Below are 14,148 nucleotides of genomic sequence, written 5' to 3'. Positions count from 1 at the left end.
GCCGCGATTGGCTCTTCGCGTTGTGGCGAATACTCTCTATGGAGAGAACTACGCTACGGCGCGAATGCGGCATGAGTGGCGTTGCGAGGAGGCTGGCCTCTCAGTCGGATATCGCTGGCGGCTTGCCGGACGATGGCATCAGATGCAGGCACTCGCTTCGCGCGAGATGCAGTTGGTAGAGCGCGGTAGTGAAGAGGAGTTCATTACGGAGCACTACTGGGGTTACACCAGGTTGTCCAGGGGAAGGACATTGGAGTACGAGGTCGTCCATCCACGCTGGCAGGTTTATCCCATCGAAAGCTACCTGGTCGACGTCGACTTTGCTCAGGTGTACGGCGCAGGATTCTCTTCGTTGAGCCGGGAGCGGCCCTTCAGCGTCTTGCTGGCCGAGGGGTCCGAGGTCGAGGTGCGATCAGGCGCGCATTGACTAATCCTTGCCATAGCCTGCAGTGCGCCGCATTGAAGCACTAGACTAATCGTTATGAGTAAACAAACCGGTAAACGAGGGGCTGAGGTTGATGTCGTTGATTGGCTGCGCAGGCTTCCCAAGGCGGAGCTGCACCTGCATCTCGAAGGGACGATCAAACCCGAGACACTGGTGGAGCTGAGTCGCCGGCACGATGCGGAGCCGCTGTCGCTCGGCGACGCGAAGGCGCTCTATCAGTATGAGAACTTCATCGGGTTTCTGACGTCGTTCAAAGCGGTGACCGAGCGGCTGAAGGGGCCGCACGACTACGAACTGATTACTTACAACATGGTCCGCGAGCTGGCGTCGCAGGGTGTGGTGCACGCCGAGGTCTACATCTCGTTCGGGATTATCTACTTCTGGAAGAAAGAAGAGGTTGAGCCTTACGTCGAGGCGATCGAGCGCGGGCGGCTGCGTGGCGAGAAGGACTTTGGGACGACGGTGCTGTGGATCATCGATGCGGTGCGGCACTTCGGCGTGGATGAAGCGGCGAAGGTCTTTCGCAAGGCCGCGGAGCTTCGGGCGCAGTATCCGAGCATTGTGGGGATCGGGATCGGCGGCGATGAGGCGCGTGGGCCGGCGGACCAGTTCCGCGAGCTGTATGCCGAGGCGAAGGCTGCCGGGTTGCGGCTCACGGCGCATGCGGGCGAGTCAGTTGGACCGGAGAGCATCTGGTCGGCGATCAATATCGGAGCCGAGAGGATCGGCCATGCGCTTGCAGCGCAGCGGGATCACGAATTGATGGAGATTCTTGCGCAAAAGCAGATTCCTCTTGAGATCAATGTGACGAGCAATGTGAAGACGGGATGTTGCAGCGGGTACGATGTGCACCCGGTGAGACACTACTTCGACTCTGGGTTGATGGTGACGATCAACTCCGACGACCCGCCGATGTTTGGCAGTGATCTGCTCGGCGAGTATGTAATCGCGCAGGAGAGGTTCGGGTTCTCACTCGAGCAGATGCGCGAGCTTGCGGCGAACGCGATTGAGGCGAGCTTTCTGGAGCCGGCGCAGAAGCTGGAGCTGCTGCAGCGGGTTGAGCAGTATGGGTGGTGAGGCCGACCGTGGATCTTCGCAGATGGGAACGGGTTAACGGCTAAGTGGCGAGATTTATCTGCCGTTGGGGGCGGGGACCATGACGGCGTTCGGGTCGACGCGGGGGATGCCGAAGTGTCCGCTGAGGTGGATAAGGTCGAGCGGGCGCAGCACGCAGGAGATCTGGATGAGATTCATCTCGCGCGGGCCGCGGACGAGGACTGTGACGTCGTCGATCTCAGCGCCGTTGAAGTGCAGCCAGAGGTCGGTGATGGGGTTGTTAGGCTGCGCGCTCTCGGCCGGCGAGGCGTTGGCGTTGACCAGATGTTTCCATCCTGCAGCGTGGTAGGTGTTGATGAGAACGGTCATTGCCTCGGGTGTGTAGAAGGCCGGGCGTGGGTAATGGAAGGTGTCCACTGTGATGCTGCTGAGCGATGCCGCGGCGCGTTTGACCTGCGCGTTGCCGTTGTCGATGAAGCTGCGGGCGTAGTCGAGCATGGAGCGGTCGAAGGTGAAGCCGACGTGGGTGGCGGGTTGGTCAGCGAGCTGAGTGAGGGCCTCGGTGATGCCGGGAGGCCGCTGGGCCTGGACGGCTGGGACGGCAAGCGTGAGCGCGAGGAGGTAGACGGGGAGTCGGTGGATCATTTGCCTAGTGCCTCTTTGTAGGTTAGACACATTTCTACTGGGATAGTTCTTGGCTCCGCTGACCAGCCGGAGTGGTGGTGTGGCATTGTGCTTTCTCCTTTCCTGGGGTACTCCCCCTCCTACTTGATTTTGCGCAAAGTATTCATTGCTTTAGGTTTAGATCTGGACTTGTATTGCAAAGTATTCCATTCAAAGGACTTAATTTGCAAAGTATTAAAAACAAATGGGTTATGATCTAAAATTGAAAAAGCCCCGAGCATGCCGGAGCTTTCTTCGTTTCTTCTCTTTTACTTCTATTTTACGAGATTAGTGGAAACTGGTCTGCCACTTTGCCGGAGTTTATTTTTGCGGCGTAAGGGGTTGCTTTTGTGTGACTTGTATTGTTATGGGGTTCCCGCAGAGGTTTGGGGCACTTGACAGATATTTTTCGGTAGTGGGCCAGTTTGAACTCCGGGGCAACCAAAGTTACCTATAACCCCGTATTGCGGGAACTTCGGCCCTCATTTCACGCTAAACCTTGTTAGGGCCAATCCAGACTCACACTTTCTCACAACACCTCGTTTAGTGGTAACGGAAATCGGCCGAGTGTCATGCGTGAGAGGAAAACGATACTTTCTTTTCCGCTCCGCATTTGATTTGCCCCACACAATGGGCTTGAGATCTCGGTTGTGTGGTGTTCGCGACATTTAAGGCCTTGGTGGATAGTACCCATTTGACAGCTCTTCCGTATATCTGTACAAGTACAGTGGTACAGTTAGTCACATGATCTTTAAGATCAATCCCGTCGAAGGACAGCCTCTCTACCTTCAATTGATGCAACAAATCCGCCACGCGGTAGAGATTGGCATCCTGCAAGACGGCGATCTTCTACCAGGGATTCGCACGCTGGCGCAGGAGTTGGTGGTGAGCCATAACACCGTTGCCAAAGCGTATTCCGAGCTGGAACATGAGGGGCTTCTCGATTTGCGGCACGGTTCCGGTGCCTTCGTGTCCGCAAATCGTGGCACAAGAGCGCGCGCTGAAAAAGTACGAATCGCGCACGCTCGTGTTCGCTCTCTCGTGGAAGAACTTCAGAGAGAAGGTCTTTCCGGAGAAGAGCTCCGCCGACTCTTTGAAGCAGAGGTTCTCTATGCAACCGATGAAAGGGTCAGATGAGTGAACAATTCGTCATTGAAACACATGGACTGAGCAAAACCTATGGGTCCCATGCCGCAGTACGAGACCTGACTCTTAGTGTTGCAACAGGGCAGATCACAGGATTTCTTGGGCGCAATGGAGCAGGTAAGAGCACCCTAATCAAGATGCTCTTAGGTCTGGTCCACCCTACAGCGGGAGCGGCAACAGTACTTGACCACTCCATTGATGCGCCCAAGCAGAATCGTGAAATGAGACGACGAGTTGCATATGTGGCCGAAGACAAACCGCTCTACGGCTACATGACAGTTGAACAGATGATTGCCTTCACTAAATCCTTCTACAGCGACTGGAGAATTGAGGTTGAGCATCGGCTTATGGCTCGCTTTCAGTTGCCGCACAACCGCAAAATCAAAGCATTATCAAAAGGGATGCGCACTAAACTCGCTTTGCTCCTAGCGTTGGCACGCCGCCCGGAGCTTCTTATTTTGGATGAGCCAAGCGAGGGGCTAGACCCTGTTTCGATAGAGCAGTTGCTCGAGGAGATGACATCCGCCTCATCTGAAGGCACGACGGTGTTCTTCTCCTCTCATCAAATCGCAGAGGTCGAACGCATCGCAGATCGGGTGTCCATACTCGACCGAGGGAGCCTGGTGAGCGAGTTTACTCTCGACGAACTGCGCGAGAAATACAGGCGAATAACGTTCGGTTTTTCCCGCCAATTGCCTGATACGGACTTCCTCATGCCGGGCGTTTTATCAATCCGTAGGGATGGACGACAGATTAGCCTGCTTACAAGCCACGGCGCTGACTCTATTGCAGAGTTCGCTCGGAGTTTTGACCCTGTGTCGCTTGAGGTGACGCCGAGCAGTTTGCGAGAAGTGTTTTTAGAACAGGTCAAGGGGGATGAGTATGATTTGGTACAAAACCTGGCTTGAAAGCCGGACGCGCTTTTTCGTGGCAGTTTGCTTCCTGGCCCTAGCTTGCGGGCAGTTCGTCCTGTTTCACAGTCAGTACATTCGTGGCGTTCCGAGGCAGATTTCGTACATCGAATACATTTATAGAACAACGTATGGCGACGCAACGGTTTTGATATTTCTCTTATTTGCCACGCTCTTGGGAATCGGCGGCCTCTCGCGAGAAAGAACTGAAAGAACGACATCCCTTACATTGACGCTTCCTGTCAGTCGGTGGGAATTCGCCGGAGTCCGGGCGACCGTGGGTCTGCTAGAGATCGCTGTATTAGCTCTCGTACCTGCTTTGACGATAATCTGCCTATCGCCAATGGTGGCGCAGTTCTATCCAATCGGCCAAGCAATACGGTTCAGCATCCTTTGGTTTGTATGTGGCTCCGTATGGTTTGCTGTGGCCTTTCTCCTGTCAAGCTTCACGGTAGGGGTGTACTCAACTCCGCTGATCTGTATGGGTACGTTATTCGGTTATATTGCCACTGTAAATTCCCCCATTCTGAAGACTTTGCCCTCTCTAAACGTTCTGCATGTTATGACAGGTCATAACATGGGCTATTTCCAAATGCACTCTTACCAGCTAACCGGGGCATTGCCTTGGTCAGTTTTGGCAAGCATGATGACGATCGTGATTGGATTCCTCACCATCTCTGCTCTAGTTGTAGAGAGACAGGACTTCTGAACACCGGGGCAAGAAGCGCTCCCACAAAAAGCGCCGCATGAACTGCCTTCAAAGTCGGCTTTTCGGAAACTCCAGACATTCACTCCAAACTGACCCACTACCTAATTTTCCCTTTGTTTTTGAGGGGAAAATTCTGCAAGTGTTTCAAAAGAAGCTAAACGGCAGTCTGGTTTGGAGCGGTGGCGCGTTCGTGGTTGAGGGCGAGGAGGCGCGAAAGGATCTCGAAGGTTAGCGCTCGCTATGGGGTGGCGCGGGGGGCAAAGTAGCCTTTGCTGGCTCGGACGTGGAAGCGGGGGTCGAGGGCCTGCAGGTAGATGGTTCGGAAGGAGCCGTCCTGCTTGAAGTTGGCGGGGCGGTAGACGAGCGAGTACTGGCTGCGGAGCTCTTCCTGGATGTTGTGGAAGCCGGTGGCTACGTCCTCGATCTTGGTGGGGAAGAAGGCCTCGCCGCCGGTGGCCTCGGAGATGGTCTTCAGGACGTCGTCGCCCTTGTCTTTGCTAGGGCTGACGTTGGTGCTGATGCTGTAGACGATGGTCTCGGCGCGCTGGCACATCTTGATGGCGTCGGACTGCTCGGCGCGGCTGTAGTTGTCGTCGCCGTCGGAGACGAGGATGAGGGCACGGCGGACGGCGCCGTTCTCCTTCAGGGTAAGCATCTGGTCTTTACAGGTCTTGTAGAGCGCGTCGTAGAGCGCTGTGCCTCCGCCGGGACGCAGCTTGCGGATGCCCTGGTTGAGAAGGTCGATGTTGTTGGTGAAGCCCTGGGCAACGTCGGTTTCGATGTCGAATCCCTCGACGAAGGCGCGGTCGTTGCGGTGCAGGATCTGGAGGAGGAACTCGATAGCGGAGTCCTGCTCGAACTGGAAGCGCTGGCGGATGGAGCTCGATGTGTCGAGCATGATGCCGACGCGGAGGGGAAGATTGGTCTGCTGCTCGAAGCGGAGGACGGCTTCGGGCGGGAGGCGGTTGTCGAGGAGGCCGAAGTTCTGGCGCTGGAGGCCGGTGATGAAGCGGCCCTTCTTGTCGGTGACGGTGAAGATGAGGTTGACCTCGTTGACCTGGACCTTGATGGTCGGGACGAGGTCATCGGAGCTGGTGGGGGCGGACTGCGAGGAGGTGACGGTCGGGGCCGGAGGCTGGGGCTCGGCTGGCGCGGGCTGGGTCGCTAGGGGTGGAGCCGGTTGCTGCGTCTGGGCGCGAAGAGAGGCGGGGGAGAGTGCCGTGGAGAACAGCAGCGCAGCGGTCAGGAGGGAGGGCACGAGTTTGGTTCGGCGGGTCAGAGTCACTGGCGCAATTCTACCGGAGTTGGCCTCTGGGTGGTATCGAGATAATCGGGCGGGGTGGCGTCTGTGGTGAGGTTTTGGGGCACCCGTCCGTGGCAGTTCTTAGTTGACGCCGATTGCCCCTAGAAACTGTTGGAGTTCTGGAGGTAGGGGAGAGTCGATTTGCATGGCCTTGCGGGTCTGGGGGTGATGGAAGGCCAGGTGCGCGGCGTGGAGGAAGTTGCGGTCGAGTGAGAGGGTGTCGGGCAGCTGGCCGACGTGGTGCGGGGCGCCGTAGAGGGTGTCGCCGACGACCGGATGACCCATGGCCTGGAGATGAACGCGGATCTGGTGGGTTCGGCCGGTCTCGATGCTGACTTCGACCAAAGTAAAGGGGCCGTAGGGTGAGGCGATACGCTTGAGCACCTTGACGTGGGAGACGGCGGGGCGGACGCCTTCGCTCTCGGCGGAGCGGCGGGTGGTCATGCGGGTTCGGCGGATGAGGTCGCGGCCGATGGGCAGGCTAATGGTCGTGTTTTCGCGCACGATGTGGCCGTGGACGAGGGCGAGGTAGGTCTTTTCGAGCTGGCGCTCGGCGAACATCTCGCTTAGCTTGCGGTGGGTGCTGTCGTCCTTGGCGACGAGTATGATGCCGCTGGTCTGCTTGTCGAGGCGGTGGACGATGCCAGGGCGGAGCTCGCCGCCGACGTCGGAGAGCTTGCCGAAGTGATGGAGGAGGGCGTTGACGAGAGTTCCGTGGTTGCGGGCGTCGTCGGTTGCCCCGGAGCCGGCGTGGACCATCATGCCGGCGGGCTTGTCGATGATGGCGAGGTGCTTGTCCTCGTGGAGGATGGTGAGGGGGATGTCCTCGGGGAAGGCGTGGAGCGGCGGTGGGTGGGGCGCGCCTTCGATCTCGATGGCCTCGCCACCGTGGAGCTTCTGCTTGGGCTTGGCCGGGGTGCCGTTGACGCGGACCTGGTTGTGCTCGATGAGGAGCTGGACGCGGGAGCGGCTGATGTCGGGGATGGCGTGGGCGAGGTACTGGTCGAGGCGGAGGCCAGCGGCCTCGGGTGCGGCGGTGAAGGTGTGGAGCGCGTCTTCGGCTTCGGCGTCGTCGCCGAAGTCGACGGTGGGGATGACAGGAGGCGCGGGGGGCTCGATGCCGCGCGTGGCGCGGTACTCGGGTTTGACGGTGCGGCGGCGCTGGCCTTTGGGCAGCATGTGCTTAGACGGCATGGGAGACAGGCCTCCGCGGTTGAGTGATGAGAATGAGGCCAGCGGCGAGGACCATGCCGAGAGCGGCCCACTGGATGGGGTCGAGGATGTCGCCGAGAGGTGTGCCAAAGAGCGCGGGCTGGCGGAGGAAGGAGAGCAGGAACTGGACGATGCCGGTGGAGGCGAGCGCGAGCGCGGCAGTGTCGCCGGGGTTACGACGGCGCGGGAGTTGGCGGAAGAGAACGTAGGTGAGGATCGCGGCGAGAACTGCGGCGTAGAGGGCGATGGGGTGCAGCCGCGTGAGTCCGGTGGAGGAGGGGATGGCCCAGGGGACGGAGGTGATCATGCCGGGATCGCTGCCCTCGGCGAAATGGCCGAGCGCGAGGAAGACCCAGACGAGCGTGGCGCAAGGAGCCCAGGCGTCGAGCGTGGCGAGGAGGGGAAGGCCGTTCAGGCGAAGGTAGATAGCCGCGGCGAAGCCGGTAAGGAGGATTCCGAGCGGAGTGAGCGAGGGGACGGCGAGAAGAAGGATCGGGTAGGAGAGAAAGGTGTGCAGGTTGGTGAGGACGAGGAGCAGGCGCGAGAGCACGAAGGCGGAGAGCAACGTGAAGAGGCCGGCGTTCCAGATGCGGTCGGGGCTGAGGCCGGCGAGCGGTGCGGTGCGCAGGCTGAGTGTGAGGGCGGCCATGAGTCCGATGGCGGCGAGCAGGCCGAAGGTGGGCAGGACGAATGGGCCGAGGTGGAGGAGGGTGGGATGCAAGGTGGTTGCGTTTGGCGCAGCGGAGATGCCACGGCTAGTGTAAGAGGACCGACCCACTGGGCCGTGCAACGAAGCGCTGGTGAACCCGCCCTAAGACGGTGGGACCTAGCCGTGGTTCTTTAGGCATTCCGGACTGGCGGACACTGCACACCGAACCATATGTACGAACCAGGCCCCTGTTCAATGAATGTTGGTTCAACCAGCGTGGATCGCGTCACCTGCTTTGCAGGCCGGTCTCTTGAGTGGATGCTACCTGCCGGTGACTGGCTTTGCAAGTTGACGGGGAGTGGAGTTCGCGATACTGGTTCTGGATTCACGGGCGCTTGCCGTTGACGAGGTCGCGCATGGCGAGGCTCTCGGGAGTGTTGAGGTCTTCGAGTCCGCGTTCGATCGCAGAGCGCGTTCGCTCGGACTTGTTCTGGCTGACCTTCCATTTCCCCTCGATTCGGCGGATGGGAAGCTCAATCCCGACGATGCCTTTGACCTGCGAGGCGATGTAGTCGGCGGGCGCGTCAGCGACCTTCCACGGAGCGGAGAAGCTGGCTTCATGCTGCGTGGTGAGCGCGTTGAGATGTGCGAGGAGCCACGCAGGGTCTTCGATGATGGTGATTGGGCCGTAGGCGTGGACAGTGGCGTAGTTCCATGTGGGAACGACCCTGGCGTGCTCAGCCTTTTCGGGATACCAGGAGGGAGTGATGTAGTGCTGTGTGCCGGAGAAGATGGCGAGCGCGTCGATGGACGGCGTGAGGTCGCGCCACTGCGTGTTCGCGCGCGAGATGTGGCAACGCAGCGTGCCGTAGGGCGTGGTGCTGCGGTCGAGCACCATGGGGAGATGCGTGGCGAAGAGGCCGGAGGCGCTCATGGTGACGAGGGTCGCGAGCGGCTGCGATTCGATGAGGCCGTGAAGAACGTCAAGGCGGGTCTCTTCATTGAATTTGGGAATGTACACTCGGTGCCCTCTCGCGCTGGCTCGCTTGCCGGCTACGTAAAGTTTAGCGTGCGAGCGGAGTAGTTAGTTTCCAGCAGTCCTGACGACGGATTGCGTTGTGGAGGGAGTCGGGGCGGACTCTTTGAGCACTTCGCGGACCTTGGTGCGGAGGTCCTTGAGTGCGCCGGTGGTGCGGAAGCGGATGATGCCGTTACCGTCCAAGATGAGGTAGGTGGGGATTCCGTTGACGTGGAAGAGATCGTTGACGGCATGGTTGCCGTCGCGGACCTGGATGCCGATCATGCGGTTCTCGGCGACGTGGCTCTTCCACTTCGCCTCGTTCTCGTCGGTGCTGATGCCGAGAAGGACGAAGTTGTCGTGCTGGAACTCCTCGGCGATGGATTGGACGTAGTCGAGGTCGCGGGAGCAGGGGCCGCACCATGTGGCCCAGAAGTCGATGAGCACGACCTCGCCGGCGAGCGAATCAAGAGTTACGGCGGTTCCATCGGCTCGGCGGATAGTGAACTCGGGGGCCTCGTCGTTCGTGGTGAGGGCGATGTTCTGGGCGTAGGCGCTGGCGCGGCGGCATTGCAGCGGCGTGGCTCCGGGCGTTGTCAGGCAGGCGGCAAACTGCGCCTTTGCGTCAGAGTCGCGCTTGAGAGCGGCGAGGACGCGGCCTTCGAGCAGATGAGTGGCGGGGTCAGAGGGGTTATCGACGGCGGCCTGCTTGAGGGCCTGATCGGCACGCTGGAGGAGCGAGTCACTGTGCTTCTCGTGGTCTTCGAGAACGAGCGCGCGGGCCTGCAGGTACTCGGCGGCGGCCTTCTCGGTGGGAGTGGCGGCGTGAGAGGCCCAGGCGGCAGCGGAGGCGGCGGCGTCATGAGGCCGGTCCATCTCGATCTGAAGAGCGACGATCTGGCGCTGGCACTCCGCGCAGCTCCCTTTAGCGAGCTTAAGGGCCTTGCGGGCGCTGTCGAGCGCCGAGGTTAGCTGGCCGCGCTGATGGAAGTCGGCGGACTCGTGGAGCGCGGAGAGAACGGCGGGGTCCTGCGTAGCAGGCTGTGCGAGGAGCTGTGCGGCGGCCGATGCAAAGAGGATTGCAGATAGGAGGCGGGCAGGCAGAGAGACAAAAGGGTTCATGGGAGCCTAGGAACCTATAGCGCAGAATGTTCTGATTCTGAAGTTCTTTTACAGGAAGGCGCTGCGGCGTCAAAGGGAAAAAGCAGGTCCCTCCACTTCGGCGGCGGAGGCGCCGCCTTCGGTCGGGATACGGCGTCTATATCGCGGTAGGTAGGAGTGCTTTCAGCCGACCTTGCGGTCTTCGAGGACCTCGTCGAGGAGGCCTGCGAGGGAACCGGCGCGGGAGCGCATGGTTACCTGCGAGATCGAGAGCGAGCCTGCGAGGCTTTCGTAGCGGTCGCGCAGACTCTGGAGCTCGTCGGCGATGTTGAGGGCGGCGAGGACGGCGACGCGGAGGGAATCGACGGTGTTGCCGTGCGCGGAGACGGCGCTCATCTTGGCGTCGACGATCTGCGCGAGCTGCTGGATGTAGGCGGGGTCGGTTCCGCGGAGATGGTAGACCTGGTCGTAGATCTCGACGGCGATGGACTGGCTCTCCTGCGGCTGGGTGTCGGCCTGGGGTGCGGTCAGTGTGTTGTCCATCGTGGCTCCTGAGAGTGAATTTTTAGAGCAGGTCGTCCATCTGCTGGAGCATCTTTTCGACGCGGCCGCGCACGTTGTCGCGCTCCTTGGTAAGGGTGTTGACGGCGGTCTGGGCCTCTGTAGCTACGAGCGTCTGGAACTCGAGCTGTTCGCGAAGCTGCACAATCTCGGCTTCGGCTTTGGCGCGGGCCTCGCGTTCCTTCTTGACGATCTCGACTGCGCGGAGAACCTTCTGTTCGAGGGCCTGAAATTCGTCGACGCTGATGGTGGCTGTGCTCATTTCTGCTACTCCTATGAAGAAGTATAGATGCGATGGGCGTGGATTTATTTGTACGAGGGGAACCTTTCTGGGTGCCCCTTTTTGCAACGGCAGAAGCAACAGCAACGGCAAACGCGAAGAACGCAGAGGTTAGCGCGAAGGTCGCGGCGCTGCGCTACGGGTGGCAGACAGAGAAAGCCTCAGGCTCGCAGTGTGCCGCCGAGCTTGGTGAGGGTTTCAATGATGCTGGTTGACCAGGAGGTGAGCTCTTCGTCGCGCAGAGTGCGGTCGAAGGACTGGAAGACGCAGCGCAGCAGCAGCGAGTAAACGCCAGGGGACTTCTTCGGATCGCGCCAGACCTCGACCGGCTTGCGGCTCTGCAGCTCGGGGAAGGCGAGCGAGTCGAGGGCGGCGGCGATGGTGTGCCACTGCACGGCGTCCGGGAAGACAAAGGAGAAGTCGCGCTCGACGCCCTGGAAGCGGGAGAGCTCACGGGAGATGGCGCGGCGAAGCGGCAGCTCGTAGAGGCGCGCGAGGTCGATCTGCGCGAGATAGACGGGCTGGCGGAGCTTGCGCTGCTGTGTCTGGGACTGCGAGAGCTCGCCGAACCATGCGATGGGTTTGCTGTTGAGGAGCGCCGTGGCGGAGCGGCCGGGCTCGAGCCAGGCAGGGGCCTCGGAGGTGAAGGAAACAGCGGACCCCACCGCTACGGCAGCGGTAGACGCTGCCTCCGGTTGGGATGACACATCTTCTCCCGTAGCGAGAGATGGCGGGTCATTTTCTGCTGGGAGATCGAAGAGAGAGAGGAGCGATTCGATGGCTCCCTTGAGCTCGAAGATGGGGGCGTCCTGCGCGGGGTAGAGCGGCGTTCGCTGTGTCGGCGCGGTGGTGACGCCGAGGGAGAGCTGCGGGGTCTCGGTGACGGCTTCGGTGTTGCCGGTGAAGATCTGGCCCTGCTCGAAGAGGCGAACCTCGCGCACGTCGCGGTTGAGGTTGTGGGAGAGCATGGTGGTCATGCCGGGGACGAGGGACGGGCGCAGCAGCGAGGCCTCTTCGGAGAGGGGGTTCTCCATGGCGACGGTGCCTTTGCAGGTGTTCGCGAAGAGGTCGCTGTCGGACTGGGAGGCGAAGCTGCTGGAGATGGCTTCGCTGTAGCCGAGCTCGAGGAGGCGAGTGCGGACGGCGTGCTCGGCGCGAGCCTCGGGGTAGTCGGTGACGGGGAGCGGCGCGGGAAGCGTGTTGGCAAAGCGGTTGTAGCCGTAGACGCGGGCGACCTCTTCGACGAGGTCGATCTCACGCTCGAGGTCGAGACGCCAGCTCGGGAGCTGCACGAGGTAGACGTCAAGGCCGTGGAGCAGCATCTGGCAGCCGAGCGAGCTGAGGAAGCGCGAGATGATCTCGCTGGTGATGCCTTCGGGGGCGATGGTCGCTCCGAGATGGCGCTTGACCTGGCTGACGTGAAGCTCAATGGCTGGGCGGTTGGCGGTGCGGGCGGCGACGTCGGGGTCGATGACGTCGACGAGCTCGCCTTCGAGCTTGCCGCCGGCCTGGAGGATGAGCTGGCAGACGAGTGCGTTGGCGATGGGCGCGGCGTTGATGTCGGCCCCGCGCTCGAAGCGGTGGCTGGCGTCGGTGTGGAGAAGATGGCGGCGCGAGCTGCGGCGCACGGAGACGGGGTCGAACCATGCGGCTTCGACGAGGACGTTCTTCGTCTCGGCGGTGATCATGGAGTCCCAGCCTCCCATGACTCCGGCGAGGGCGAGGGCTTTCTTCTCGTCGGCGACTACCAGATCGTCAGCCTCGAGCGTGCGCTCGGTTCCGTCGAGAAGCCGGAGCTTTTCCCCTTTGCGGGCGAGGCGGACGACGATGCCACCCTCGATCTTGTCGAGGTCGAAGGCGTGCGTGGGGTGGCCCATGCCCATGAGGGTGAAGTTCGAGGCATCGACAGCGTTCGAGATCTGCTTCTGGCCGAGAAGGTTGAAGTACTCGGCGACGAGGCCGGTCGAGGGCGCGATGGTGACGTCGCTGAGGACCTGCGCGGTGAAGCGGCCGCAGAGGCCCCTGGCCTCGGGCGCGATGCGGACGGGGAAGGGAGCATCAACGAGCGTGCCGACGGGGAGCTTCGGGTGGAGCGGCTCGAGGGGGAGACCGTAGATTGTGGCGGCCTCGCGGGCGACGCCGTAGTGGTTCATGGCGTCGACGCGGTTGGTGGTGATGTCCATCTCGAAGAGTGAGCCGTTGCTATCGCCCAGGGGATGCACGCCTTCGACGGCTATGCCGCGGAGGGTGAGGTCGTCGGCGAGCTGCCGGTCGGTGACGGAAAGGGTAGGAAGGTAGTGGCGCAGCCAGTGAGTGAGGATCTTCATGAGTGGACGTTCCTAGTCTAAACAATGCGAAGGCGGCGGGGAGAGGCGCCGGCGGCAGGCGATCCGGATTTTTTGGGCGAACATTTCCATCGCTCGCTGCGTATCGGGGTGTGTCGTTCCTTTTTCCAGTCAAGAAAGGTGATGCTCATGAAGAGGTTCTCTGCTCTGCTACCGTTTGTCCTGCTCGCGGGCTCGATCGGCCGGGCCGATGCCCAGGCGGTTCCGTCGCTGGACAATATACACAACCAGCAGGAGCTGGACCGCGCGATTACGATGCTTGATGCCAAGCTCTTCGATGCCTACAACACGTGCAATCTCGAGAAGTTCAGCTCACTCATCGCCGAGGACGTGGAGTTCTACCACGACCAGGGCGGAGTGACGCTCGGCAATAAGGCGCTGTCCGAGAGCATCAGGCAGAACATCTGCGGCAAGACCCACCGCGAGCTGGTTCCAGAGTCGCTCAAGGTCTACTACATGAAGGGCTATGGAGCGGTGGAGATCGGGGTCCATCGCTTTACGCATCCAGGACAGGAGCACGACACAGTCGGCGAGGCGAAGTTTGTTCACCTGTGGCAGTACAAGGATGGTGCGTGGAAGATTGCGCGGGTGATCAGCTACGACCACGAAACGGCGAAGTGATGTAGCGAGGAAGTCAGGGAGTCGCGGGTCAGGAGTCAGCGGCAAAAAGTTTTGATGGTTGGCTGTGGTGACGTCGGGTATGCTCGTGTGCACGAGAGTTGGGTGCTCAATTCTAAAGCTCACGAGGA

15 protein-coding genes are annotated in these 14,148 nt (G+C 60.8%); 6 read left to right on the top strand and 9 right to left on the bottom strand.

From position 1 onward, the window contains the following. The first annotated feature begins 7 nt into the window (after positions 1-7). Entirely contained in the window at positions 8-427 is a 420-nt protein-coding gene (locus tag OHL16_RS13780; protein WP_263367747.1) for a DUF2071 domain-containing protein, read from the top strand. A 54-nt stretch (positions 428-481) separates the two neighbouring features. Beyond that, positions 482-1,522: an adenosine deaminase gene (gene add, locus OHL16_RS13775; RefSeq protein ID WP_263367746.1), complete on the top strand. Its 1,041-nt coding sequence runs from the start codon at positions 482-484 to the stop codon at positions 1,520-1,522. Between the two features lie 54 nt (positions 1,523-1,576). Here the strand turns inward: add and OHL16_RS13770 are convergent, their stop codons facing one another. Next, positions 1,577-2,146, bottom strand: coding sequence for a hypothetical protein (locus OHL16_RS13770; protein WP_263367744.1), 570 nt, complete (start codon positions 2,144-2,146; stop codon positions 1,577-1,579). A 762-nt stretch (positions 2,147-2,908) separates the two neighbouring features. Here OHL16_RS13770 and OHL16_RS13765 point away from each other — a divergent pair. The 3 genes from OHL16_RS13765 to OHL16_RS13755 are packed head-to-tail and all read left to right on the top strand — an operon-like array spanning position 2,909 to position 4,930. Continuing rightward, positions 2,909-3,301: a GntR family transcriptional regulator gene (locus OHL16_RS13765; RefSeq protein WP_263367743.1), complete on the top strand. Its 393-nt coding sequence runs from the start codon at positions 2,909-2,911 to the stop codon at positions 3,299-3,301. Continuing rightward, positions 3,298-4,218: an ABC transporter ATP-binding protein gene (locus OHL16_RS13760; protein WP_263367742.1), complete on the top strand. Its 921-nt coding sequence runs from the start codon at positions 3,298-3,300 to the stop codon at positions 4,216-4,218. Before OHL16_RS13765 ends, OHL16_RS13760 begins: the two co-directional genes overlap by 4 nt. Further along, the gene (locus OHL16_RS13755) at positions 4,193-4,930 is read left to right on the top strand and encodes an ABC transporter permease (protein WP_263367986.1); all 738 of its coding nucleotides are present in this window, start codon (positions 4,193-4,195) and stop codon (positions 4,928-4,930) included. The genes OHL16_RS13760 and OHL16_RS13755 overlap by 26 nt, the downstream gene beginning before the upstream one ends. 238 nt (positions 4,931-5,168) lie before the next feature. Here the strand turns inward: OHL16_RS13755 and OHL16_RS13750 are convergent, their stop codons facing one another. From OHL16_RS13750 to pheT, 8 genes are all read right to left on the bottom strand, one after another. Beyond that, positions 5,169-6,188, bottom strand: a complete 1,020-nt coding sequence (locus tag OHL16_RS13750) for a VWA domain-containing protein (RefSeq protein ID WP_263367741.1) — start codon at positions 6,186-6,188, stop codon at positions 5,169-5,171. Positions 6,189-6,314: 126 nt separating this feature from the next. Continuing rightward, complete coding sequence (locus tag OHL16_RS13745) at positions 6,315-7,427, bottom strand: RluA family pseudouridine synthase (protein WP_263367740.1); 1,113 nt, start codon at positions 7,425-7,427, stop codon at positions 6,315-6,317. Beyond that, complete coding sequence (locus OHL16_RS13740; RefSeq protein ID WP_263367739.1) at positions 7,417-8,166, bottom strand: prolipoprotein diacylglyceryl transferase; 750 nt, start codon at positions 8,164-8,166, stop codon at positions 7,417-7,419. The genes OHL16_RS13745 and OHL16_RS13740 overlap by 11 nt, the downstream gene beginning before the upstream one ends. A 313-nt stretch (positions 8,167-8,479) precedes the next feature. Beyond that, positions 8,480-9,115 carry an FMN-binding negative transcriptional regulator gene (locus tag OHL16_RS13730; protein ID WP_263367738.1) on the bottom strand — a complete coding sequence of 212 codons (636 nt, stop codon included), beginning with the start codon at positions 9,113-9,115 and terminating at the stop codon, positions 8,480-8,482. Between the two features lie 63 nt (positions 9,116-9,178). Further along, positions 9,179-10,234: a TlpA family protein disulfide reductase gene (locus tag OHL16_RS13725; protein ID WP_263367737.1), complete on the bottom strand. Its 1,056-nt coding sequence runs from the start codon at positions 10,232-10,234 to the stop codon at positions 9,179-9,181. Positions 10,235-10,396: 162 nt separating this feature from the next. After that, on the bottom strand, positions 10,397-10,756 hold the full coding sequence (locus OHL16_RS13720; RefSeq protein ID WP_263367736.1) for a cell division protein ZapA: 360 nt from the start codon (positions 10,754-10,756) through the stop codon (positions 10,397-10,399). Positions 10,757-10,778: 22 nt separating this feature from the next. Continuing rightward, a complete protein-coding gene (locus tag OHL16_RS13715) occupies positions 10,779-11,036 on the bottom strand; it encodes a hypothetical protein (protein ID WP_263367735.1) in 258 nt (85 codons plus the stop codon). Between the two features lie 179 nt (positions 11,037-11,215). Next, a complete protein-coding gene (pheT, locus tag OHL16_RS13710; RefSeq protein WP_263367734.1) occupies positions 11,216-13,381 on the bottom strand; it encodes a phenylalanine--tRNA ligase subunit beta in 2,166 nt (721 codons plus the stop codon). Positions 13,382-13,528: 147 nt separating this feature from the next. Here pheT and OHL16_RS13705 point away from each other — a divergent pair, with 147 nt between their 5' ends. Then, entirely contained in the window at positions 13,529-14,020 is a 492-nt protein-coding gene (locus OHL16_RS13705) for a nuclear transport factor 2 family protein (protein WP_263367733.1), read from the top strand. Positions 14,021-14,148 lie beyond the last annotated feature (128 nt).

The organism is Edaphobacter bradus (assembly GCF_025685645.1).
Taxonomy (GTDB): Bacteria; Acidobacteriota; Terriglobia; order Terriglobales; family Acidobacteriaceae; genus Edaphobacter; species Edaphobacter bradus.
Note: the sequence above shows the minus strand (reverse complement) of the source record. Positions and strands in the feature narration are given on the sequence as shown.

What these genes read in the sequence shown, in the direction of transcription:
- pheT (WP_263367734.1), bottom strand. Translation starts at nt 13,381, where the DNA reads ATGAAGATCCTCACTCACTGGCTGCGCCACTACCTTCCTACCCTTTCC.
- OHL16_RS13755 (WP_263367986.1), top strand. Translation starts at nt 4,193, where the DNA reads ATGATTTGGTACAAAACCTGGCTTGAAAGCCGGACGCGCTTTTTCGTG.
- OHL16_RS13715 (WP_263367735.1), bottom strand. Translation starts at nt 11,036, where the DNA reads ATGAGCACAGCCACCATCAGCGTCGACGAATTTCAGGCCCTCGAACAG.
- OHL16_RS13720 (WP_263367736.1), bottom strand. Translation starts at nt 10,756, where the DNA reads ATGGACAACACACTGACCGCACCCCAGGCCGACACCCAGCCGCAGGAG.
- add (WP_263367746.1), top strand. Translation starts at nt 482, where the DNA reads ATGAGTAAACAAACCGGTAAACGAGGGGCTGAGGTTGATGTCGTTGAT.
- OHL16_RS13765 (WP_263367743.1), top strand. Translation starts at nt 2,909, where the DNA reads ATGATCTTTAAGATCAATCCCGTCGAAGGACAGCCTCTCTACCTTCAA.
- OHL16_RS13705 (WP_263367733.1), top strand. Translation starts at nt 13,529, where the DNA reads ATGAAGAGGTTCTCTGCTCTGCTACCGTTTGTCCTGCTCGCGGGCTCG.
- OHL16_RS13760 (WP_263367742.1), top strand. Translation starts at nt 3,298, where the DNA reads ATGAGTGAACAATTCGTCATTGAAACACATGGACTGAGCAAAACCTAT.
- OHL16_RS13745 (WP_263367740.1), bottom strand. Translation starts at nt 7,427, where the DNA reads ATGCCGTCTAAGCACATGCTGCCCAAAGGCCAGCGCCGCCGCACCGTC.
- OHL16_RS13725 (WP_263367737.1), bottom strand. Translation starts at nt 10,234, where the DNA reads ATGAACCCTTTTGTCTCTCTGCCTGCCCGCCTCCTATCTGCAATCCTC.
- OHL16_RS13770 (WP_263367744.1), bottom strand. Translation starts at nt 2,146, where the DNA reads ATGATCCACCGACTCCCCGTCTACCTCCTCGCGCTCACGCTTGCCGTC.